17 protein-coding genes, 3 tRNA genes and 3 rRNA genes are annotated in these 22310 nt (G+C 54.3%); 12 read left to right on the forward strand and 11 right to left on the reverse strand.

What is annotated here, in order from left to right:
- Positions 1–20: 20 nt before the first annotated feature.
- The 6 genes from proS to metN form a co-directional block, all read right to left on the reverse strand.
- Positions 21–1739, reverse strand: a complete 1719-nt coding sequence (proS, locus tag AC6I8V_RS04065) for a proline--tRNA ligase (RefSeq protein WP_497844648.1) — start codon at positions 1737–1739, stop codon at positions 21–23.
- An 89-nt stretch (positions 1740–1828) separates the two neighbouring features.
- The gene (tsaA, locus tag AC6I8V_RS04070; RefSeq protein WP_497844649.1) at positions 1829–2536 is read right to left on the reverse strand and encodes a tRNA (N6-threonylcarbamoyladenosine(37)-N6)-methyltransferase TrmO; all 708 of its coding nucleotides are present in this window, start codon (positions 2534–2536) and stop codon (positions 1829–1831) included.
- On the reverse strand, positions 2533–2934 hold the full coding sequence (rcsF, locus tag AC6I8V_RS04075) for an envelope stress sensor lipoprotein RcsF (protein ID WP_497844650.1): 402 nt from the start codon (positions 2932–2934) through the stop codon (positions 2533–2535). Before rcsF ends, tsaA begins: the two co-directional genes overlap by 4 nt.
- A gap of 129 nt (positions 2935–3063) precedes the next feature.
- Complete coding sequence (locus tag AC6I8V_RS04080; protein WP_497844651.1) at positions 3064–3879, reverse strand: MetQ/NlpA family lipoprotein; 816 nt, start codon at positions 3877–3879, stop codon at positions 3064–3066.
- A gap of 36 nt (positions 3880–3915) precedes the next feature.
- Positions 3916–4569 carry a methionine ABC transporter permease MetI gene (locus tag AC6I8V_RS04085; protein ID WP_497844652.1) on the reverse strand — a complete coding sequence of 218 codons (654 nt, stop codon included), beginning with the start codon at positions 4567–4569 and terminating at the stop codon, positions 3916–3918.
- Complete coding sequence (gene metN / locus AC6I8V_RS04090) at positions 4562–5593, reverse strand: methionine ABC transporter ATP-binding protein MetN (protein ID WP_497844653.1); 1032 nt, start codon at positions 5591–5593, stop codon at positions 4562–4564. The genes AC6I8V_RS04085 and metN overlap by 8 nt, the downstream gene beginning before the upstream one ends.
- 188 nt (positions 5594–5781) lie before the next feature.
- Here metN and gmhB point away from each other — a divergent pair, with 188 nt between their 5' ends.
- From gmhB to dkgB, 7 genes are all read left to right on the forward strand, one after another.
- Positions 5782–6342 carry a D-glycero-beta-D-manno-heptose 1,7-bisphosphate 7-phosphatase gene (gene gmhB, locus AC6I8V_RS04095; protein ID WP_497844654.1) on the forward strand — a complete coding sequence of 187 codons (561 nt, stop codon included), beginning with the start codon at positions 5782–5784 and terminating at the stop codon, positions 6340–6342.
- Positions 6343–6724: 382 nt separating this feature from the next.
- Positions 6725–8266, forward strand: a 16S ribosomal RNA gene (locus AC6I8V_RS04100).
- A gap of 89 nt (positions 8267–8355) precedes the next feature.
- Positions 8356–8430 (forward strand) — tRNA-Glu (locus AC6I8V_RS04105).
- A 217-nt stretch (positions 8431–8647) separates the two neighbouring features.
- Positions 8648–11552 (forward strand): 23S ribosomal RNA (locus tag AC6I8V_RS04110).
- 104 nt (positions 11553–11656) lie between these two features.
- Positions 11657–11772 (forward strand): 5S ribosomal RNA (gene rrf, locus AC6I8V_RS04115).
- Together the 16S, 23S and 5S rRNA genes with 2 tRNA genes alongside form the textbook arrangement of a ribosomal RNA operon.
- Before the next feature lie 72 nt (positions 11773–11844).
- Positions 11845–11921, forward strand: a tRNA-Asp gene (locus AC6I8V_RS04120).
- Between the two features lie 170 nt (positions 11922–12091).
- The gene (gene dkgB, locus AC6I8V_RS04125; RefSeq protein ID WP_497844655.1) at positions 12092–12895 is read left to right on the forward strand and encodes a 2,5-didehydrogluconate reductase DkgB; all 804 of its coding nucleotides are present in this window, start codon (positions 12092–12094) and stop codon (positions 12893–12895) included.
- Between the two features lie 11 nt (positions 12896–12906).
- On the opposite strand, the gene yafC is transcribed toward dkgB, so the two are convergent.
- Positions 12907–13815 (reverse strand): DNA-binding transcriptional regulator YafC, encoded by a 909-nt coding sequence (yafC, locus tag AC6I8V_RS04130; RefSeq protein ID WP_497844656.1) that lies wholly within the window; start codon positions 13813–13815, stop codon positions 12907–12909.
- Positions 13816–13914: 99 nt separating this feature from the next.
- Between yafC and AC6I8V_RS04135 the strand changes: the two genes are divergently transcribed.
- Together AC6I8V_RS04135 and AC6I8V_RS04140 are read left to right on the forward strand one after the other, a co-directional pair.
- The gene (locus tag AC6I8V_RS04135; RefSeq protein WP_497844657.1) at positions 13915–15093 is read left to right on the forward strand and encodes an MFS transporter; all 1179 of its coding nucleotides are present in this window, start codon (positions 13915–13917) and stop codon (positions 15091–15093) included.
- A 146-nt stretch (positions 15094–15239) separates the two neighbouring features.
- Positions 15240–16043, forward strand: a complete 804-nt coding sequence (locus AC6I8V_RS04140) for an endonuclease/exonuclease/phosphatase family protein (protein WP_497844658.1) — start codon at positions 15240–15242, stop codon at positions 16041–16043.
- A gap of 176 nt (positions 16044–16219) precedes the next feature.
- Here the strand turns inward: AC6I8V_RS04140 and mltD are convergent, their stop codons facing one another.
- Together mltD and gloB are read right to left on the reverse strand one after the other, a co-directional pair.
- Positions 16220–17602: a murein transglycosylase D gene (mltD, locus tag AC6I8V_RS04145; RefSeq protein ID WP_497844659.1), complete on the reverse strand. Its 1383-nt coding sequence runs from the start codon at positions 17600–17602 to the stop codon at positions 16220–16222.
- Positions 17603–17673: 71 nt separating this feature from the next.
- Entirely contained in the window at positions 17674–18429 is a 756-nt protein-coding gene (gene gloB / locus AC6I8V_RS04150; RefSeq protein ID WP_497844660.1) for a hydroxyacylglutathione hydrolase, read from the reverse strand.
- Between the two features lie 40 nt (positions 18430–18469).
- Here gloB and AC6I8V_RS04155 point away from each other — a divergent pair, with 40 nt between their 5' ends.
- Complete coding sequence (locus AC6I8V_RS04155; RefSeq protein WP_497844661.1) at positions 18470–19204, forward strand: class I SAM-dependent methyltransferase; 735 nt, start codon at positions 18470–18472, stop codon at positions 19202–19204.
- Here the strand turns inward: AC6I8V_RS04155 and rnhA are convergent.
- Positions 19189–19656, reverse strand: coding sequence for a ribonuclease HI (rnhA, locus tag AC6I8V_RS04160; RefSeq protein ID WP_497844663.1), 468 nt, complete (start codon positions 19654–19656; stop codon positions 19189–19191). The genes AC6I8V_RS04155 and rnhA overlap by 16 nt on opposite strands.
- 53 nt (positions 19657–19709) lie before the next feature.
- Here rnhA and dnaQ point away from each other — a divergent pair, with 53 nt between their 5' ends.
- Entirely contained in the window at positions 19710–20441 is a 732-nt protein-coding gene (gene dnaQ, locus AC6I8V_RS04165; protein WP_497844664.1) for a DNA polymerase III subunit epsilon, read from the forward strand.
- Positions 20442–20575: 134 nt separating this feature from the next.
- A tRNA-Asp gene (locus AC6I8V_RS04170) sits at positions 20576–20652 on the forward strand.
- Positions 20653–20713: 61 nt separating this feature from the next.
- Here AC6I8V_RS04170 and AC6I8V_RS04175 read toward each other — a convergent pair.
- Positions 20714–22210, reverse strand: a complete 1497-nt coding sequence (locus AC6I8V_RS04175) for an NCS1 family nucleobase:cation symporter-1 (protein ID WP_497844665.1) — start codon at positions 22208–22210, stop codon at positions 20714–20716.
- Between the last annotated feature and the right edge of the window lie 100 nt (positions 22211–22310).

Genomic DNA, 22310 nt, shown 5'->3' on the forward strand with positions numbered 1-22310 from the left:
CGAGGGAGGCGCTGACGGTATTACTTGTTGAGGGCTTTCGCGAGGAAATCGACGATGTCGCTCTGCTTAATCATCTCTTTCTCACTGGCGGAACGCGCCTTGTATTCGATCTCGGCGTTATCGAGGTTACGATCGCCAATCACGATGGTGTGCGGCACGCCAATCAGCTCCATATCGGCAAACATCACGCCCGGACGCTCTTTACGGTCATCCAGAATCACGTCGATGCCTTTGGCACGCAGGGCCTGGTACAGCTCATCCGCCACTTCTTTCACGCGGAAAGATTTGTGCATGTTCATCGGCAGAATCGCCACTTCGAACGGTGCCAGTGCCGCAGGCCAGATGATGCCGCGATCGTCATGGTTCTGCTCAATCGCCGCCGCCACCACGCGGGTGATACCGATGCCGTAGCAACCCATGGTCATAACCTGGTTACGGCCATCTTCACCCTGGACTGCGGCTTTCATCGCGTCTGAGTATTTGGTGCCGAGCTGGAAGATGTGACCCACTTCGATACCGCGTTTGATTTGCAGCGTGCCTTTACCGTCCGGGCTTGGATCGCCTTCCACCACGTTACGGATATCTTCCACGCGCGGTTCCGGCAGATCGCGTCCCCAGTTAATACCGGCGAGATGCTTGCCATCAATGTTGGCACCGGCACAGAAATCGCTGGTTTTCGCTACGGTGCGATCAGCAATCACCGGCATGGTCAGGCCAACCGGGCCGAGTGAGCCAGGGCCTGCGCCCAGCAGCGCACGAATTTCTTCTTCGCTCGCCATCTCCAGCGGAGCCGCCACGATATCCAGCTTTTCGGCTTTTACTTCGTTCAGCTGATGGTCGCCGCGCAGCAGCAGGGCAACCAGCGCATGGCCGCTCTCTTCGGTGCCTTTAACAAACAGCGTCTTAACGGTTTTCTCAATCGGCAGCTGATGTTGTTCAACCAGCTCGGCAATGGTTTTGGCATTCGGGGTATCGAACTGCACCATCGCCTGCGTCGCCTGCGGACGCTCACCGGCCGGTGCTAACGCTTCCGCTTTCTCGATGTTGGCCGCGTAGTCAGATTCGCTGGAGAAAATCACATCATCTTCGCCGCTCTGCGCCAGTACCTGGAATTCGTGTGATGCGCTGCCACCGATAGAACCGGTATCCGCCTGCACGGCACGGAAATCCAGACCCATACGGCTGAAACTCTGGCTGTAGGCGCGGTACATCGCGTCGTAGGTTTCCTGCAGGGATTCCTGGGTGGTGTGGAACGAGTAAGCATCTTTCATGATGAACTCGCGAGAACGCATCACACCAAAGCGAGGACGTACTTCATCACGGAATTTGGTCTGGATCTGATACAGGTTGAGCGGCAGCTGCTTGTAAGAGCTAAGCTCGTTGCGGATCAGGTCAGTGACCACTTCTTCATGCGTCGGACCCAGCACGAACGGACGCTCGTGACGGTCTTTAATACGCAGCAGTTCGGGACCGTACTGCTCCCAACGGCCACTCTCTTCCCACAGATCGGCGGGCTGAACCACCGGCATGGAGATCTCAATCGCGCCTGCGTTGTTCATCTCTTCACGCACGATGTTTTCAACTTTTCTCAGCACGCGAATCCCGGTCGGCAGCCAGGTGTAAAGTCCGGAAGCCAGTTTGCGGATCATCCCGGCACGCAGCATCAGCTGGTGGCTGATGACTTCCGCATCGGAGGGTGTCTCCTTCAGAGTGGAGAGCAGATATTGAGTAGTACGCATTGATTACGATTCCAGTTATACGGAAGGTCACTGACAAAAATTTGCTGGCGGCTAGTGTACCAGCGAGATCCGCCACTCAAAAGCGCGTTTTAGCGTGGATCGAGCGCGATCACCTCGGTGCCGCGCTCATCGATGCGCCAGCGCACATTAAAATCGAGTAGCCAGGCGGCATACTCGCGATCTGTTGCTTCGCCTTTGCGATAAGCCGGACGCGGGTCCTGGGCCAGCACCTCGCTGATAAAACGCGCCAGGTGCGGGTAGCTTTGTTGCTGCTGCTGGATTTGCGCCATTGCCTGGTCAGAAAAACGGACCGGCATCGCAGCCTCAGGGGCTGACTGAGCAAAACCGGCGCGCGCATCCGGCAGCGCTTCGGCAAACGGCAGATAGGGTTTGATATCCACCACCGGGGTGCCATCCACCAGATCCAGACTGCCAAGCTGCAAAATCACCTGCTGCTTTTCACAACGGATGCCTTTCAGTTCAACCAGCGACATGCCAATCGGGTTAGGGCGAAAGGTGGAACGGGTGGCGAAGACGCCCATGCGCGCATTGCCGCCAAGGCGGGGCGGACGCACCGTGGGACGCCAGCCGCCCTCCATGGTCTGATGGAAGACAAACAGCACCCACAAATGGCTGAACGCCTCCAGGCCGCGTACCGCTTCAGGCTGATTGTAGGGGAGCAGCAGATGCAGCTCGCCAACCCCATCCTGCACCAGGCCCGGCTGGCGCGGCACGGCAAACTTCTCTTTCCACGGCGAACGGATCACGCCGATTTGCGCAAAGGCAAATTCACTCATTGATTAGCGACTTTCAGTGCAGAACCCTGGCAGATAGCCTGGCGGTAGCAGCCTGGCGTACTGCTGACGATTTCACACTTATGCAGCAACACGGCGTTCGCTTTCATCCCTGCGGCTTTCAGTTGCAGGCGTTTACGCGCGGTGTTGATGTTCGGAGGAGAATCCTGGTTGCTGCTCTGGCAATCGTCGGCGGAGACTTCGCCAAGATCGCGGAACGGTTTGCTGACCAGATCGGTCGCATCCGTATAAAGTTTCACCGGTGCCGGACGCGGTGTCGGTTTACGTTGCGGTTCGCTGGGTTGCTGCTGCGGGTGCGACGAAGCACTGCTTATCGGGTGATATTCACGTACACACCCGGTCAGCATCAATGCTAACAAGCAGAGCGGTAAAAAACGCATGGCAACATCCTCATGTTTTAAAAAGTGGCGTTATTGAAACAAGGACAACAATAAATAACAAGTCAGGTGCCACAACAGGCAAAAGAAAGGGCGGCCGAAGCCGCCCTGCAAGGCAAGAGAAGGGGAGGATTACCAGCCCTTCACTGCGCCGCCGTTGAAGATTTTGTTCGCGGCTTCAGCCACTTCGTCAGACTGGTAAGCCTCGACGAATTTCTTCACGTTTTCAGCGTCTTTGTTATCTTCACGGCTGACGATCAGGTTCACGTACGGTGAATCTTTATCTTCCACGAAGATACCGTCTTTAGCCGGAGTCAGGCCGATCTGGCTGGCGTAAGTGGTGTTAATCACGGCCAGAGCAATCTGCTGATCGTCCAGTGAGCGCGGCAGCTGCGGCGCTTCCAGCTCAACAATCTTCAGGTTTTTCGGGTTATCGGTGATATCCAGCGCGGTCGGCAGCAGGCCAACACCGTCTTTCAGTTTGATCAGACCCACTTTCTGCAGCAGCAGCAGTGAACGGCCGAGGTTAGTCGGGTCATTCGGGATGGCGATCTGTGCGCCGTCCTGGAGATCAGCCAGCGATTTGATTTTCTTTGAATAACCGGCGATCGGGTAGACGAAGGTGTTACCAACCGGAACCAGTTTGTAGCCACGGTCTTTGATCTGCTGATCCAGATACGGTTTGTGCTGGAAGGCGTTCACGTCGATGTCGCCTTTGCTCAGCGCTTCGTTCGGCAGAACGTAGTCGTTGAAGGTCACCAGTTCAACGTCGAGACCGTATTTCTCTTTCGCCACTTTCTGTGCCGCTTCAGCAACCTGCTGCTCAGCACCGACGATCACACCCACTTTGATGTGGTTTGGATCTTTTGCTTTCTGATCGCATCCTGCCAGCGCAATCACGCCAATCAGAGCGCCCACAGCGGCAATCTTTTTAAATGTAAAAGACATATCCTTTCCTTAATAGAGAATATTGATATTGCTTGCTTACTTATGGGACACGCCACGCACGATGCGGTCGCCACAGAATTGGATTAAATAAACCAGGACTACCAACAGCACCAGCACGGTATTCATCACGGTGGCGTTATAGCCGATGTAGCCGTACTGATAACCAATCTGTCCCAGGCCGCCAGCCCCTACCGCACCACCCATCGCGGAGTAGCCGACCAGCGTAATCAGGGTAATTGTAGCGGCATTCACCAGTCCCGGAAGCGCTTCCGGCAACAGCACTTTACGCACGATCTGTAGCGGCGTTGCGCCCATCGCACGGGAGGCTTCGATTAAACCGGTAGGCAGCTCCAGCAGGGCGTTCTCCACCATACGCGCAATAAAAGGCGCGGCGCCGACGGTGAGCGGCACGATAGCAGCCTGCAGGCCGATAGAAGTGCCGACAATCGCGCGGGTAAATGGAATCATCCATACCAGCAGGATAATGAACGGGATAGAACGGAAGATGTTCACCAGCGCGGAGAGCACGCGATACAGCGCGTTGTTCGCCAGAATCTGTCCTGGGCGCGTCACGTAAAGCAGCACGCCAACCGGCAGACCCAGTACAAAGCCAAAGAAGCCGGAGACGAAGGTCATCATCAGCGTTTCCCAAATGCCACGTCCCAGTAGCCACATCATCGCTTCAGACATAACCCAGTACCTCTACTTTAACGTGGTTCTCTTTCAGCCAGGCAATTGCGGCTTTGGTATCATCTTCAGTGCCATCCATTTCGGCCAGCATGATGCCGAACTTCACGCCACCGGCGTAATCCATCTGCGCACTGATAATATTGTTGTTGACGTTAAAACGGCGCGCCGCTTCCGACAGCAGCGGCGCATCCACCGACTTGCCGGTAAATTCCAGACGTAATAAAGGTACGCTTTCTGCGCCTTGCTGCGCAGACATACGCTGCTGATAGTCGTCAGGAATATCGAGATGCAGGGTGGATTGAATAAACTGCTGCGCCAGTGGCGTTTTCGGATGGGAAAACACTTCGCTGACGGTGTCTTTCTCAATCAGCTCGCCATTGCTGATAACCGCGACCTGATCGCAGATGCGTTTCACCACGTCCATCTCATGGGTGATCAGCAGGATGGTCAGACCGAGGCGACGGTTGATATCTTTCAGCAGCTCAAGGATGGAACGGGTAGTCGCCGGATCCAGCGCGCTGGTGGCTTCGTCGCACAGCAGCACTTTGGGATTGCTGGCCAGCGCACGGGCGATAGCAACACGTTGCTTCTGACCGCCGGAGAGATTGGCAGGCCAGGCATCATGCTTGTCGGCCAGACCGACCAGATCCAGCAGCTCGCTGACGCGCTGTTTAATCTGGTCGCGTGACAGATTTCCCAGCTCCAGCGGCAGAGCCACGTTGCCGGAAACGGTGCGCGAGTTCATCAGGTTAAAATGCTGGAAGATCATGCCAATCTGACGGCGTGCCAGCGTCAGCTGACCTTCCGACAGGGCAGTCAGATCCTGGCCATCAACCAGGACACGCCCGGAAGTCGGACGCTCCAGCAGATTGACGCAGCGAATAAGTGTGCTTTTACCGGCACCGGATGCCCCGATGACGCCGTAAATCTGTCCCGCCGGTACATGCAGGCTGACGTTTGACAACGCCTGAATGCTGCGTGCGCCTTGCTGGAACACTTTGCTAATATTTTCGAGTTTAATCATTAGGTTAATTATTATCGTGTTGCGTTGTCCGTGGTGTATCGTGTTTCACCCGGTCAGGCCGGGCGAAATGTGGATGGATGTTAAGATATCCAGACGTCTAAATCAATCAAAGTCATTCAATCTGCCATTCTCTCATTATGCGCAATCATGCGATACTGAGCGGCAATTTTTGCAGCAGGAGTTTCTACGTGGCGAACAAAGTCCCGGCTATTTTTCTTGATCGTGATGGCACCCTGAATGTCGATCACGGCTATGTCCATGAAATCGATAATTTTGAGTTTATCGATGGCACCATCGAGGCGCTGCAGGCGCTGAAAAAAATGGGGTTTGCGCTGGTGCTGGTCACCAATCAGTCAGGCATTGCTCGCGGCATGTTTACTGAAGACCAGTTTATGCAGCTGACTGAATGGATGGACTGGTCGCTGGCTGACCGTGAGGTTGATCTCGACGGCATCTATTTCTGTCCTCATTTACCGGATGCAACGGTCGAGGCGTATCGCCAGCAGTGTGATTGCCGCAAACCGCAACCGGGTATGCTGCTGTCGGCGCAGGAACATCTGCACATTGATATGGCTTCTTCTTATATGGTTGGCGACAAACTGGAAGATATGCAGGCGGCGCTGGCGGCTGGCGTGGGGACCAAAGTGCTGGTGAGAACCGGTAAACCTGTCACCGCTGAAGGCGAAGCCGCGGCCGATTGGGTGATTGATAGCCTGGCTGACCTGCCTGCACGCATTAAAAAGGGCTAAAAACCGGCCTTTTGTGCAAATTTCAGCCGAACAGTTAAAAAGTTGAAATTTGCTCTTGCGCTTCGTCAGAGTCTCCCTATAATGCGCCTCCACTGACACGGGAAAGCGGCAACGCAGACGGTCAGCGAGGGACGAAGTGATTCATCCCGCCAGAGAAAATCGCTGAAAAAAGTGATTGACTCTGAAGGAGGAAAGCGTAATATACGCCACCTCGCGACAGCAGCGTAAAGCACTGGTCGCACTGCTCTTTAACAATTTATCAGACAATCTGTGTGGGCACTCGCAGGATTGATATCAAAAGTCTACGGACTTAAAAAAATATCAAGTCTCAAGAGTGAACACGTAATTCATTACGAAGTTTAATTCTTTGAGCATCAAACTTAAATTGAAGAGTTTGATCATGGCTCAGATTGAACGCTGGCGGCAGGCCTAACACATGCAAGTCGAACGGTAGCACAGAGGAGCTTGCTCCTTGGGTGACGAGTGGCGGACGGGTGAGTAATGTCTGGGGATCTGCCCGATGGAGGGGGATAACTACTGGAAACGGTAGCTAATACCGCATAACGTCGCAAGACCAAAGTGGGGGACCTTCGGGCCTCACACCATCGGATGAACCCAGATGGGATTAGCTAGTAGGTGGGGTAACGGCTCACCTAGGCGACGATCCCTAGCTGGTCTGAGAGGATGACCAGCCACACTGGAACTGAGACACGGTCCAGACTCCTACGGGAGGCAGCAGTGGGGAATATTGCACAATGGGCGCAAGCCTGATGCAGCCATGCCGCGTGTATGAAGAAGGCCTTCGGGTTGTAAAGTACTTTCAGCGGGGAGGAAGGTGTGACGGTTAATAACCGTCGCAATTGACGTTACCCGCAGAAGAAGCACCGGCTAACTCCGTGCCAGCAGCCGCGGTAATACGGAGGGTGCAAGCGTTAATCGGAATTACTGGGCGTAAAGCGCACGCAGGCGGTCTGTCAAGTCGGATGTGAAATCCCCGGGCTTAACCTGGGAACTGCATTCGAAACTGGCAGGCTAGAGTCTTGTAGAGGGGGGTAGAATTCCAGGTGTAGCGGTGAAATGCGTAGAGATCTGGAGGAATACCGGTGGCGAAGGCGGCCCCCTGGACAAAGACTGACGCTCAGGTGCGAAAGCGTGGGGAGCAAACAGGATTAGATACCCTGGTAGTCCACGCCGTAAACGATGTCGACTTGGAGGTTGTTCCCTTGAGGAGTGGCTTCCGGAGCTAACGCGTTAAGTCGACCGCCTGGGGAGTACGGCCGCAAGGTTAAAACTCAAATGAATTGACGGGGGCCCGCACAAGCGGTGGAGCATGTGGTTTAATTCGATGCAACGCGAAGAACCTTACCTGGCCTTGACATCCACGGAATTCGGCAGAGATGCCTTAGTGCCTTCGGGAACCGTGAGACAGGTGCTGCATGGCTGTCGTCAGCTCGTGTTGTGAAATGTTGGGTTAAGTCCCGCAACGAGCGCAACCCTTATCCTTTGTTGCCAGCGATTCGGTCGGGAACTCAAAGGAGACTGCCGGTGATAAACCGGAGGAAGGTGGGGATGACGTCAAGTCATCATGGCCCTTACGGCCAGGGCTACACACGTGCTACAATGGCGCATACAAAGAGAAGCGACCTCGCGAGAGCAAGCGGACCTCATAAAGTGCGTCGTAGTCCGGATCGGAGTCTGCAACTCGACTCCGTGAAGTCGGAATCGCTAGTAATCGTAGATCAGAATGCTACGGTGAATACGTTCCCGGGCCTTGTACACACCGCCCGTCACACCATGGGAGTGGGTTGCAAAAGAAGTAGGTAGCTTAACCTTCGGGAGGGCGCTTACCACTTTGTGATTCATGACTGGGGTGAAGTCGTAACAAGGTAACCGTAGGGGAACCTGCGGTTGGATCACCTCCTTACCTGAAGATACCTTCCTCCGAAGTGCTCACACAGATTGTCTGATGAAAACGTAATGAGCAAGACGGCTGCGAAGTCGTGACACATTCGTGTCCCCTTCGTCTAGCGGTTAGGACTCCGCCCTTTCACGGCGGCAACAGGGGTTCGAATCCCCTAGGGGACGCCACTTGCTTGGTGACAGGTGAAAGGTGTCTCCACGAAGTATCTCAAAACTGACTGTAAAGTCATGTTTGAGATATTTGCTCTTTAACAATCCGGAACAAGCTGAAAATTTGAAACGACGCGCAGTCGTATTCCTCCGTAATAAGGAATACAGCACGGCGCGTTCGAGTCTCTCAAATGCTTGCAGTCTGCACGCGTTGCAAAACGCCTGTGGGTTGTGAGGTTAAGCGACTAAGCGTACACGGTGGATGCCCTGGCAGTCAGAGGCGATGAAGGACGTGCTAATCTGCGTAAAGCGCCGGTAAGGTGATATGAACCGCTATAGCCGGCGATGTCCGAATGGGGAAACCCGGTGCACTCAGTGCATCATCGTTAACTGAATACATAGGTTAACGAGGCGAACCGGGGGAACTGAAACATCTAAGTACCCCGAGGAAAAGAAATCAACCGAGATTCCCCCAGTAGCGGCGAGCGAACGGGGAACAGCCCAGAACCTGAATCAGTTTGTGCATTAGTGGAAGCGTCTGGAAAGTCGCAGGGTACAGGGTGATACTCCCGTACACAAAAATGCACCTGCTGTGAGTTCGATGAGTAGGGCGGGACACGTGGTATCCTGTCTGAATATGGGGGGACCATCCTCCAAGGCTAAATACTCCTGACTGACCGATAGTGAACCAGTACCGTGAGGGAAAGGCGAAAAGAACCCCGGCGAGGGGAGTGAAACAGAACCTGAAACCGTGTACGTACAAGCAGTGGGAGCCTACTTGTTAGGTGACTGCGTACCTTTTGTATAATGGGTCAGCGACTTATATTCTGTAGCAAGGTTAACCGTATAGGGGAGCCGCAGGGAAACCGAGTCTTAATTGGGCGTTAAGTTGCAGGGTATAGACCCGAAACCCGGTGATCTAGCCATGGGCAGGTTGAAGGTTGGGTAACACTAACTGGAGGACCGAACCGACTAATGTTGAAAAATTAGCGGATGACTTGTGGCTGGGGGTGAAAGGCCAATCAAACCGGGAGATAGCTGGTTCTCCCCGAAAGCTATTTAGGTAGCGCCTCGTGAACTCATCTCCGGGGGTAGAGCACTGTTTCGGCTAGGGGGCCATCCCGGCTTACCAACCCGATGCAAACTGCGAATACCGGAGAATGTTATCACGGGAGACACACGGCGGGTGCTAACGTCCGTCGTGAAGAGGGAAACAACCCAGACCGCCAGCTAAGGTCCCAAAGTCATGGTTAAGTGGGAAACGATGTGGGAAGGCACAGACAGCCAGGATGTTGGCTTAGAAGCAGCCATCATTTAAAGAAAGCGTAATAGCTCACTGGTCGAGTCGGCCTGCGCGGAAGATGTAACGGGGCTAAACCATGCACCGAAGCTGCGGCAGCGACACTATGTGTTGTTGGGTAGGGGAGCGTTCTGTAAGCCGTCGAAGGTGGACTGTGAGGTCTGCTGGAGGTATCAGAAGTGCGAATGCTGACATAAGTAACGATAAAGCGGGTGAAAAGCCCGCTCGCCGGAAGACCAAGGGTTCCTGTCCAACGTTAATCGGGGCAGGGTGAGTCGACCCCTAAGGCGAGGCTGAAAAGCGTAGTCGATGGGAAGCAGGTTAATATTCCTGCACTTGGTGTTACTGCGAAGGGGGGACGGAGAAGGCTAGGTTATCCGGGCGACGGTTGTCCCGGTTTAAGCGTGTAGGCGTGTGCTCCAGGCAAATCCGGTGCACTTTAACGCTGAGGCGTGATGACGAGCCACTACGGTGGTGAAGTAACTGATGCCCTGCTTCCAGGAAAAGCCTCTAAGCTCCAGGTAACACGAAATCGTACCCCAAACCGACACAGGTGGTCAGGTAGAGAATACCAAGGCGCTTGAGAGAACTCGGGTGAAGGAACTAGGCAAAATGGTGCCGTAACTTCGGGAGAAGGCACGCTGGCGCGTAGGTGAAGGGACTTGCTCCCGGAGCTGAAGCCAGTCGAAGATACCAGCTGGCTGCAACTGTTTATTAAAAACACAGCACTGTGCAAACACGAAAGTGGACGTATACGGTGTGACGCCTGCCCGGTGCCGGAAGGTTAATTGATGGGGTTATCCGCAAGGAGAAGCTCTTGATCGAAGCCCCGGTAAACGGCGGCCGTAACTATAACGGTCCTAAGGTAGCGAAATTCCTTGTCGGGTAAGTTCCGACCTGCACGAATGGCGTAATGATGGCCAGGCTGTCTCCACCCGAGACTCAGTGAAATTGAAATCGCTGTGAAGATGCAGTGTACCCGCGGCAAGACGGAAAGACCCCGTGAACCTTTACTATAGCTTGACACTGAACATTGAGCCTTGATGTGTAGGATAGGTGGGAGGCTTTGAAGCGTGGACGCCAGTCTGCGTGGAGCCAACCTTGAAATACCACCCTTTAATGTTTGATGTTCTAACGTAGGCCCGTGATCCGGGCTGCGGACAGTGTCTGGTGGGTAGTTTGACTGGGGCGGTCTCCTCCCAAAGCGTAACGGAGGAGCACGAAGGTTGGCTAATCCTGGTCGGACATCAGGAGGTTAGTGCAATGGCATAAGCCAGCTTGACTGCGAGAGTGACGGCTCGAGCAGGTGCGAAAGCAGGTCATAGTGATCCGGTGGTTCTGAATGGAAGGGCCATCGCTCAACGGATAAAAGGTACTCCGGGGATAACAGGCTGATACCGCCCAAGAGTTCATATCGACGGCGGTGTTTGGCACCTCGATGTCGGCTCATCACATCCTGGGGCTGAAGTAGGTCCCAAGGGTACGGCTGTTCGCCGTTTAAAGTGGTACGCGAGCTGGGTTTAGAACGTCGTGAGACAGTTCGGTCCCTATCTGCCGTGGGCGCTGGAGAATTGAGGGGGGTTGCTCCTAGTACGAGAGGACCGGAGTGAACGCACCACTGGTGTTCGGGTTGTCATGCCAATGGCATTGCCCGGTAGCTAAGTGCGGAAGAGATAAGTGCTGAAAGCATCTAAGCACGAAACTTGCCCCGAGATGAGTTCTCCCTGACTCCTTGAGAGTCCTGAAGGGACGTTGAAGACGACGACGTTGATAGGCCGGATGTGTAAGTGCAGCGATGCATTGAGCTAACCGGTACTAATGACCCGTGAGGCTTAACCTTACAACGCCAGAGGCGTTTTGGTTGAGAGACCAGAGAATTTTCAGCTTAGTTCAAACGGATTGGTTCGCATGGCCTGAGAGGGCGGTGCGGATAAACAGAATTTGCCTGGCGGCTGTAGCGCGGTGGTCCCACCTGACCCCATGCCGAACTCAGAAGTGAAACGCCGTAGCGCCGATGGTAGTGTGGGGTCTCCCCATGCGAGAGTAGGGAACTGCCAGGCATCAATTAGGTATTTACCTGAAAAGGTAACACCGGTTATCAGCGAGACCCCGCTGGTAATGCAGTATTCGGTGGTGCGGTAGTTCAGTCGGTTAGAATACCGGCCTGTCACGCCGGGGGTCGCGGGTTCGAGTCCCGTCCGCACCGCCACTCTATATGATTAGCCCTGACTGAAAAGTCAGGGCTTTTTCATTTCTGCGATTTAACGCTCCATTGTTGACTAAAACGCAAAATTCCTCTGCCTGTAAGAGGATTTTTCAGCAACAATGAAGCTGTCACAATGTACTCATCGAAACAATCCAGTCACCGATGAGGAAATCATGACAATCCCTGCTTTTGGTTTAGGTACTTTCCGTCTGCAAGACGACGTTGTTATCCATTCAGTTAAAACTGCGCTTGAGCTTGGTTATCGTACTATCGATACTGCGCAAATCTATGAAAATGAAGCTGCTGTAGGGCAGGCGATCGCGGAAAGCGGTGTTGCGCGCAGTGAGCTTTTCATTACTACCAAAATCTGGGTAGAAAACCTTTCCGCCGAAAAACTGATCCCCAGCCTTAAAGAGAGCCTGGCAAAACTGCGGACCAGCTACGTGGATCTCACCCTGATCCACTGGCCATCACCAGGCGCAGCCGTTTCAGTAAAAGAAAGCATGCAGGCACTGCTGGCAGCGAAAGAAGCCGGGTTGACGCGTCAGATTGGTATCTCCAATTTCCCCATCGCGCTGATGAAAGAGGCGATTGCAGCGGTTGGCGTGGAGAACATTGCCACCAACCAGATCGAACTGCACCCTTTCCTGCAAAATGAACAGGTAGTGAAGTTCGCGCAAGAGCAGGGAATTCACATCACTTCCTATATGACGCTGGCTTACGGCGACGCATTGAAAGATGAGGTGGTGAAAGCCATTGCGCAGAAACATCAGGCCACTCCGGCACAGGTTGTGCTGGCATGGGCGATGCAGCTGGGTTATGCGGTGATCCCATCATCCACCAAACGCGAGAATCTGGCTGGCAATCTGCACGCACAGGATCTGACGCTAGATCAGGATGATATGGACAAGATCCACGCTCTGGATCGCGGCCACCGTCTGGTCAGCCCGGAAGGTCTGGCTCCTGACTGGGATTAAGCGAACGGGGATCAGTTCTGGTTACGCCAGGGCTGATCCTGCACCCACTCGCTGAGAAAATCGATAAACGCTCGCACCCGCTGGCTCACGCCAAGGTCGCTGTAATAAACCGCATTGAACGGCATTTCGACGGGCAGGCGCTGCTCCGCCAGCAGTTCCACAAAAGTCCCATCCGCGATTTCCTTATCCACCATATAGTCAGACAGGCAGGCAATGCCATTATCGTTCAGGCAAAGCTGTTTGATCGTTTCGCCACTGTTCGAAGACATAGCCACCTTAATATCATAAAGTTCCCCATTCTCCTGCGGCACTGGCCAGCGATTCAGACGCAAAGGTTCCACAAATCCCAGACACTCATGATGAGCCAAATCCGCCACTGAGGTGGGTACGCCATATTTCGCCAGATAGGCTGGCGTTGCGACCAGTTTGCGATAGCTGATAAACAGCAGACGGGCGCGTAACGTCGAGTCCGTAAGATTGCCGGCACGAATCGCCACATCGACTTTCCGTTCGATCAGGTTGATAAAACTCTCCGAGGAGATCAGCGAAAGCGTGACATCAGGATAGCGCGCACGGAAAGGTTTAATCATCGGTAGCAACAAATGCAGAATCACCGGTGTCGCTGCATCAATGCGCAACAACCCCTGAGGCGCCTGCTGGCGATCGATCAACTCACTCTCGGCAGTCGACATCTCCTGCATCAACTTCTGGACGCGGCGGAAATAGTGCTCGCCCTCATGCGTCAGTGCCAGCTGACGGGTGGTGCGGGTCAGCAAAGCGACGCCCAGCTTCGCCTCCAGTTTTTTAACCGTGCGGCTGACCGCCGAGTTGGCCATATGCAGCTGCTCTGCGGCACGGCTAAAGCTGCAACTTTCCACCACCGCGATGAAAACTTTTAATTCGTCTGATGACGCCTTCATTATATCTCCAGTGGCAAAAGTCTATTGTTACTTTGCATCTTTTTGTTATTAAACCATAAGCAGATACTGACGCCCATCAAAACTCAATGGGAGTCAATCATGCCACTTGCACTCTGGGCGCTGACCATCAGCGCCTTTGCTATCGGAACCACCGAATTTGTTATCGTCGGGCTGATTCCAACCATCGCCGAACAACTGACTATCACGCTGCCTTCCGCCGGGATGCTGGTCTCCATTTACGCACTTGGCGTCGCAGTTGGCGCGCCGGTCCTGACTGCGCTGACCGGGAAACTGCCGCGTAAGCATTTGTTAATGGGGCTGATGGCGCTGTTTACCCTGGGCAATCTGGTTGCCTGGCAGGCACCCAACTACGAAACGCTGGTGATTGCCCGTTTGCTTACCGGTCTGGCACACGGGGTGTTCTTCTCGGTCGGTTCGACCATTGCCACCAGTCTGGTCAGCAAAGAGAAAGCGGCCAGCGCCATCGCGATTATGTTTGGCGGGTTGACCGTGGCACTGGTGACGGGGGTACCGCTGGGAACGCTAATTGGGCAGCATTTTGGCTGGCGTGAAAGCTTCCTCGCGGTATCGATGCTGGGCGTAATCGCCCTGATTGCCAGTATGCTGCTGGTTCCGCGTAATATTGCACAGGCCCCGGCCACCTCGTTATTACAACAGGCGCGGGTGCTCACCAACCCGCGTCTGCTGCTGATCTATGCCATCACGGCATTGGGCTACGGTGGTGTATTCACCGCCTTTACCTTCCTGGCGCCCATGATGCAGTCTCTGGCGGGGTTCTCCCCGGCGGCGGTGAGCGTTATTTTGCTGGGATATGGTCTCGCCGTAGCGATAGGCAACATCTGGGGCGGCAGACTGGCGGATCGTCATGGCGCGGTGCCGGCACTGACCCTGATTTTTGCCGCGCTGGCGATTTTGTTGGCCATCTTCCAGTTCACGGCGAGTATGCACTATCTGGCGTTAACGACCGTGATCATCATGGGTGTCTTCGCCTTCGCTAATGTGCCCGGCTTGCAGGTTTACGTGGTACAGAAGGCGGAGCGCTACGCGCCGGGAGCCGTGGATGTAGCTTCAGGGCTGAATATCGCGGCCTTTAATATCGGTATTGCGCTGGGTTCTACGGTGGGTGGGCATATCGTACAGCATTATGGATTAGCACAAACGCCATGGGTGGGAGCGGTGATCGTCTTTATCGCACTGCTGCTGGTCCGTCTGAGTGGGATGCTGGATAAGCCACGCACCGTGATTGCCGTGGAATAACCGGTGCAAACAGCCTGCCATTAAGGGGGCTGTTTTACGTTTTGCTATTAAGTCCATTCCGACAATCGAGAACACCAATTGAAACCCCGCGCTAAAATCCCTATAACAGACAGGTGAAGTTTGTATGTTACTAGCCAGGCGGGAAAGTGCGGAAAAAAACTTATGCAATGCGTTATGTAGCAGGACAGCCTGCTGAGCGGATCTTTCCGCCAGGGGCGATGCTGCATCTTGGGCAGGCTTTGCCGCCCGGCGCACCACTACCAGCCGATCCAACATTACGGGTATTGGTCTGGAATATCTTCAAACAGCAACGTGCAGACTGGATGTCAGTGCTGCAGGGCTTCGGCAAAGATGCTCATCTGGTGCTGTTACAGGAAGCGCAGACGACCCCTGAGCTGGTGCAGTTTGCCACTAGCAATTATCTTGCCGCCGATCAGGTGCCTGCGTTTGTTCTGCCGCAGCATCCGTCGGGGGTTATGACACTGGCCTCCGCGCATCCGGTGTATTGCTGCCCGCTACGTGAGCGGGAGCCGTTGCTGCGCCTGGCGAAATCGGCGCTGGTCACCGCCTATCCGCTGCCTACGGGTGAAATGCTGATGGTGGTGAACATCCATGCGGTCAATTTTAGTCTTGGCATTGATGTCTACAGCAAGCAGCTGGGGCCGATTGGCGAGCAGATCCAGCATCACCGTGGCCCGGTGATTATGGCGGGTGATTTCAACGCCTGGAGCCGCCAGCGTATGAACGCGCTGTTTCGTTTTGCCCAGGAAATGGCGCTGCGCGAGGTCACCTTTACTGATGATCATCGACGCAAAGCCTTTGGGCGCCCGCTGGATTTTGTTTTCTACCGCGACATGAAAGTCAGTGAGGCGTCGGTGCTGGTGACGCGCGCCTCGGACCATAACCCGCTGCTGGTTGAATTTAACTCCACCCTGACGACTGCGCGCTAATCCTCAATCAGCGCAATCGCGCACACCAGCGAAGCGCAGCCTGCCGCCAATATCCATAGTTTCGAACTCGCTGAGCGTTGTGCCGGGTCGGTAGCCACGGCGGTGAGAAGGGGAATGCAGATTTTTTCAAAAGCCGAAAATGAAAAAGGCTGACAAATGTCAGCCTTTTCGCGCCATTAGGTATCTGGCGTTGCGCTATTATTCACATACAACGTGAGCTTATCGCCCGGCTGAATGTCTTTAGCATCGCTTAGCACACTGTTCCAGCGCATAACGTCTTTGATGTTAACACCATGACGTCGCGCGATACTGGCCAGAGAATCACCCTTACGAACACGATAGGTGATGCTGTTGCCGTTATCGGCCAGCTGCGAACCTTTGTCGCCAACGGTCAATTTCTGACCGGTACGTACCGAGGCACCGCGCAGGTTATTCTGCTGTTTCAGTGTATCTACGCTAACGCCGAGCTTGCTGGCAATACCAGACAAGGTGTCGCCCTTGCGAACCGTGTAGCTGTTACCCGCAGCGCTGGCTTTAGCCAACTGGGTAGGCTGCACGGCGACAATATCACCGGATGCCAGTGAATTGCGCAGCTGAGCAACGTTGGACTTAGGCACCATGATGTAGTGCGGTCCATTCGGCGCTGTCGTACCGTGTTTATAACCGGCATTGAAGCTTTTCAGCTTACTTAAAGACATGCCAGCCATATCCGCGGCTTGCGTCAGCTCGATCTGCTGACCCACTTCCACGCGAGCCAGTGCACGGCTCTCATTCGGGGTCGGCAATCTGATGCCGTAGCGCTTGTTGTTCTTGAGAATATCGCTCAAGGCCAACATTTTCGGAACATAAACCGTGGTTTCACGTGGAAGCGACAAATGCCAGAAGTCGGTCGGCTTACCGCGCGCCTTGTTCTGTTTAATCGCCTTGAGCACACGCCCTTCACCGCTGTTGTAGGCGGCGATGGTCAGTAACCAGTCACCGTCAAACATGGTGTTGAGACGCTGCATCATATCCAGCGCAACCTTGGTAGATGCCACCACATCGCGGCGACCGTCATACCATTGGTTCTGTTTCAAACCATAGTTTTTGCCCGTAGTTGCAACAATCTGCCAGATGCCTGCGGCATTCGCAGAAGATGTTGCATGTGGGTCAAAAGCGCTCTCCACTATGGGTAGCAGTACCAGTTCCATCGGCATTTTACGTTTCTGTATCTGCTCGACAATCCAGTACATGTACGGCTCTGCCCGTAATGTTACATCGTGGAGATAGCTCTTATTACTTAAGTACTTTGTTTTTTGTTCGCGGATCCGGGGGTTATCCGGAATCCCCATCTTCAACTCGTCGCTGATGTGATTCCAGAGATCTGTGTCTTCTGCGAGGCTTGTTCCATCATCCTGCCAACGCGGCGACAACAAGCGATCTCCGTACTTTCCATTTTCACCTTGACCAGCTGAAGACAAGCTCTGGGCATGCTGTTGCGGGATAGTGGCGTCATTCCTTGATGCCTGACAACCTCCCACCAGCAGGACCGAGGCGATTAATATCGCTTTAGCCTTCATGTGTGTGTCAATAGTTCGCTTAAAAGACGAGCAATCATACGTGACGGTCTGACACAACACAACCAGAAATATCAAAAACGATCTTTCTTCTCGCGTAGATCAGCAAATACCTGCCATAGCGGGGCAGATGTAAAGTTACCGCCTAAAGCTCTTTGTAAATCAGGATCTTGCGTGCGAAGAAATAAATTTATTTCCCTTTCCAGAGCCAGATTTGTTGGCAAAGTAATGCGATTTTCTGCGCGTAAGTCCTTAATTTGCTGATACCTTGCCAAAATTTTCGGGTCATGGGGCAGAATAGCCGCAGCAAACTTCATATTGGATAAAGTGTACTCATGGGCGCAGCAAATTAAGGTGTCGGCAGGGAGTTCGTTAAGCTTCTGAAATGAATCAAACATTTGCTGCGGAGTGCCTTCAAATAATCTGCCGCAACCGCCGGAAAACATCGTGTCACCGCAGAAAAGATAAGGTGAACTGAAATATGAGATATGTCCTAAAGTGTGTCCGGGGGTGGCGATAACACGGAAATTTTTCCCCAGCAGGGTAAATTCATCACCATCGGTGACAATCTGTTTTGCCCCTTTATCTGCAGTTTCCTGTGGACCGAAAACCGCCATGTCGGGGAAGTGCTGCAACAGTTCCTGTACGCCGCCGACGTGATCCTGATGATGATGGGTGAGTAAAATGGCCACCGGACGCCAGCGATTGGCGTTAATTTTATCCAGCACCGGCTGGGCTTCGCCGGGATCGACAATCAGACAGTCGTGGTGGTCATCGGTCAGTGTCCAGATGTAGTTATCCTGCAACGCGGGAATACTGGTAAGATTCATAAACACCTCTCAGGCCGTAGAAAAAGGAAGATGGTAAAGCATGAAGCCGGCTAAAACACGCCAAATCCTGACTGCGCCGCGCGCCTGGCGCGACATGCCCTGGGGCGACTATTTTCGCGACGCGCTAACACAGCAATTGCAGCCTTACCTCGGAAAGCTGTATGGCTTTCATATGCTTAAAATTGGCAGCCTCAGCGCAGAAATCAACACCAGCCACTGTTCGATCTCACATCAGGTGAACGTGGGCGACGAAGGTGAAGAGTTGCAGGTGATAGCCAAAGCCACGCAGCTGCCGTTTGAATCGAAGTCGATTGATGCCTGCCTGCTGGCACATACTTTAGCCTGGAGCCAGGACCCGCACCGCATTTTGCGCGAAGTGGATCGGGTGCTGATCGACGATGGCTGGATGATTATCAGCGGCTTTAATCCCTTCAGTCTGCTTGGCATCAGTAAAGGCATTCCTGGTCTGCATCGACGCGCGCCCTGGAGCGGTCGCATGTTCAGCCAGATGCGTCTGCTCGACTGGCTCAATCTGCTCAATTATGAAGTCGTTTATCGTACACGTTTTCAGGTGGTGCCGTGGCACCGGCAGGGCGGTAAGGTGATCAGCGCCCATCTGCCGGCGCTGGGCTGTCTGAATGTGGTGGTGGCGCGCAAACGGACCTTCCCGTTAACGCCCACCAAGGCGAAAAAAAGCCTGAGCAAAGCCCAGCTGCGCCAGACGGTGAACGCCACGCGTCAGTTTCGGAACATCAAGGATCAGGATTCGGGCTGATAGCCGATATCGTCCTGCGTGGGATTGCCCGCGGCGCTGCGGGCCAGTTCGTCGCAGCGTTCGTTTTCCGGGTGACCGGCGTGGCCCTTCACCCATTCCCACGATATCTGATGCGAACTCAAAGCCAGATCAAGCCGTTTCCACAGATCGACATTCTTCACCGGTTTCTTTTCTGCGGTTTTCCAGCCGCGCTTTTTCCAGTTATGGATCCAGCTGGTAATGCCCTGGCGCACATACTGGCTGTCGGTGCTGATCACCACGTCACACGGCTGTTTCAGCGCTTCCAGCGCGACAATGGCCGCCATCAGCTCCATGCGATTATTGGTGGTGAGACGATAACCGGCGCTGAAGGTTTTTTCATGCTCGCGGTAACGCAGGATGGCACCATAGCCGCCGGGACCAGGGTTGCCGAGACAGGATCCATCGGTGAATATTTCTACCTGTTTACTCATCTCTGGTAGACTTCCTTACTGACAAAACGCCAAGTCTGACATAAACGAGTCCTATGAGCACTGCAAATAACCGCCAGATCGTCCTCGATACCGAAACCACCGGCATGAACATGATCGGTGTGCACTACGAAGGACACCGCATTATTGAAATCGGTGCGGTAGAAGTGATCAACCGCCGCCTGACCGGTAACAATTTCCATATCTACCTCAAGCCCGATCGGCTGGTGGACCCGGAAGCCTTCGGTGTTCACGGTATTGCCGATGAGTTTCTGGCGGATAAACCGAGTTTTCGCGACATCGCTGATGAGTTCCTCGACTACATCCGCGGCGCCGAGCTGGTGATCCATAACGCATCGTTCGATATCGGCTTTATGGATTACGAATTTGGCATGTTGAAACGCGACATTGGCAAAACGGACACCTTTTGTCAGGTGACCGATAGCCTGGCAATGGCGCGTAAGATGTTCCCCGGCAAGCGTAACAGCCTTGATGCGTTATGCGGTCGTTATGAGATCGACAACAGCAAGCGTACGCTGCACGGCGCATTACTCGATGCCGAAATCCTGGCGGAAGTGTTCCTGGCGATGACGGGCGGCCAGACCTCGCTGGCGTTCTCCATGGAAGGCGAGCAGAACAACCAGACGGATGGGGAATATATTCAGCGCATCGTTCGCCCCTCTTCGGGCCTGCGCGTGGTCAGCGCCAGCGATGATGAGTGCGCGGCGCATGAGAGTCGGCTGGATTTGGTGATGAAAAAGGGCGGCAGCTGCCTGTGGCGTGCCTGAACCCGCTGATTTAGCGTGGAAAAGCAACGTTAAGCTGAAAAAAGCAGCAAACGAAACAAACCCACAGAAAAAGCGTTGACGGCTGATCGCCCTGCCATTAATATGCGCCTCGTTCCCGACGGGGAACACAGCGCGGTGCGGTAGTTCAGTCGGTTAGAATACCGGCCTGTCACGCCGGGGGTCGCGGGTTCGAGTCCCGTCCGCACCGCCAATCTCTTTAAAGAAGCCGATTCAGCAATGAATCGGCTTTTTGCTTTTTGGCATTCAGGCCATTAATCCTTCTGCACTGCCACCTTGCCACGATACGTTGCGCTTACCGCTACTTCACGCTCAGCACGCGCCAGCCAGCGGTAGCAACCTGCGCCAAGCGCCACACCGATAAACCAGCTGAAGTTCGCCACCGCATGCAGCGACGGAATAAAGCTGATAATCAGGCCAATCCCCACTGACGGCACCAGCGCGGCGATCGCTTTCGGGTTAAAACCACCGCTGTACCAGTAGCGGCCTTTCGGTGTGTCATCGAACAGATCGTCGACATACACCTTGCTACGTTTGATCAGATAGAAATCGGCGACCAGGATGCCAAACAGCGGCCCGATAAAGGAACCCAGCACATCCAGCGTGTAGTGGATCAGCTCAGGCGACTGGAACAGGTTCCACGGCGTCAGCAGCACTGAACCTACCGCTGCGATCATACCGCCGGCACGGAAACTGATTTTCTGCGGTGAGCAGTTAGAGAAGTCGAACGCCGGAGACACAAAGTTCGCCACAATATTGATCCCGATGGTGGCGGTGATCATGGTCAGCAGGCCAATCGCCACCGCCACATCGTTGCCCACCATGCTGACGGTCTCAATCGGGTCCGTAATCATGCGACCAAACAGCGAGTTGGAGCCTGACACAATCACCACGGTGACAATCGAGAACAGCAGGAAGTTGAACGGCAGCCCCCAGCGGTTGCCACGGCGAATCTCGCCCATGCTTTTACCGTACCGGGAGAAGTCGCCAAAGTTGAGCAGCGGGCCGGAGAAGTAAGACACCACCAGCGCGGTGGCGGTGATCATCTGCCAGGTCTGCTCACCGGCGCTCAGCTGCTTGCTGGCGAGGGTAAAGGAGATACCGTCAAAACCGGTTTTGTATACAATCCAGCCTGCCAGCGCCAGCATCACCACATACACCGCCGGACCGGCGACATCGATAAAGCGTTTAATCGCGCTCATCCCGTGCCAGAACACCAGCGCCTGTAGGAACCACATCACCCCGAAGCAGCACCAGCCGAGCAGGGACAGCCCGAGCCAGCTGCTGTGCGTCATGCTGGAGAGCGTGGGGAAAAACTTCAGCAACACCAGCATTAACGCGTTAGCCGCCAGGTAAGTCTGAATACCGTACCAGGCAAAGGCGATCAGACCGCGGATCACCGCCGGGATATTGGCGCCGAACACGCCGAACGCCTGACGCGAAATCACCGCGTAGGGCACGCCCGCCGCCTGGCTGGGTTTCGCGACCAGGTTGGCGCACAGCTGGACAATACAAATCCCCGCCAGCAGACACAGCAGCACCTGCCAGCTGGCCAATCCGAGGGTAAAGAAGCTGGCGGCCACCACATAGCCGCCCATGCTGTGCACATCCGACATCCAGAAAGAAAAAATGTTGTACCACGACCAGTTCTGGTCACGCGTGGGGGCCAGATCCTCGTTGCAGAGGCGTGGACTGTAATGGGCGTTGGCTTCAGAGGCCACCGCAGAGGTCACTTCAGAATGATTTGGCATGAAACCTGCTCCTCTCTAAATAATGAAAAAATAATCACAGCGTGAAACGGTATTGCAGGATCCAGGCCAGATTTGATTTCTTGTATACAAAAATTGTTTT

The sequence above is a fragment of the Pantoea sp. X-Soil-TKNS-1207 genome (assembly GCF_059730485.1).

Excerpts from the sequence above, each read along its gene's own strand:
- proS (WP_497844648.1), bottom strand. The coding sequence starts at position 1,739 with ATGCGTACTACTCAATATCTGCTCTCCACTCTGAAGGAGACACCCTCC.
- tsaA (WP_497844649.1), bottom strand. The coding sequence starts at position 2,536 with ATGAGTGAATTTGCCTTTGCGCAAATCGGCGTGATCCGTTCGCCGTGG.
- rcsF (WP_497844650.1), bottom strand. The coding sequence starts at position 2,934 with ATGCGTTTTTTACCGCTCTGCTTGTTAGCATTGATGCTGACCGGGTGT.
- AC6I8V_RS04080 (WP_497844651.1), bottom strand. The coding sequence starts at position 3,879 with ATGTCTTTTACATTTAAAAAGATTGCCGCTGTGGGCGCTCTGATTGGC.
- AC6I8V_RS04085 (WP_497844652.1), bottom strand. The coding sequence starts at position 4,569 with ATGTCTGAAGCGATGATGTGGCTACTGGGACGTGGCATTTGGGAAACG.
- metN (WP_497844653.1), bottom strand. The coding sequence starts at position 5,593 with ATGATTAAACTCGAAAATATTAGCAAAGTGTTCCAGCAAGGCGCACGC.
- dkgB (WP_497844655.1), top strand. The coding sequence starts at position 12,092 with ATGACAATCCCTGCTTTTGGTTTAGGTACTTTCCGTCTGCAAGACGAC.
- yafC (WP_497844656.1), bottom strand. The coding sequence starts at position 13,815 with ATGAAGGCGTCATCAGACGAATTAAAAGTTTTCATCGCGGTGGTGGAA.
- AC6I8V_RS04135 (WP_497844657.1), top strand. The coding sequence starts at position 13,915 with ATGCCACTTGCACTCTGGGCGCTGACCATCAGCGCCTTTGCTATCGGA.
- mltD (WP_497844659.1), bottom strand. The coding sequence starts at position 17,602 with ATGAAGGCTAAAGCGATATTAATCGCCTCGGTCCTGCTGGTGGGAGGT.
- gloB (WP_497844660.1), bottom strand. The coding sequence starts at position 18,429 with ATGAATCTTACCAGTATTCCCGCGTTGCAGGATAACTACATCTGGACA.
- AC6I8V_RS04155 (WP_497844661.1), top strand. The coding sequence starts at position 18,470 with ATGAAGCCGGCTAAAACACGCCAAATCCTGACTGCGCCGCGCGCCTGG.
- rnhA (WP_497844663.1), bottom strand. The coding sequence starts at position 19,656 with ATGAGTAAACAGGTAGAAATATTCACCGATGGATCCTGTCTCGGCAAC.
- dnaQ (WP_497844664.1), top strand. The coding sequence starts at position 19,710 with ATGAGCACTGCAAATAACCGCCAGATCGTCCTCGATACCGAAACCACC.
- AC6I8V_RS04175 (WP_497844665.1), bottom strand. The coding sequence starts at position 22,210 with ATGCCAAATCATTCTGAAGTGACCTCTGCGGTGGCCTCTGAAGCCAAC.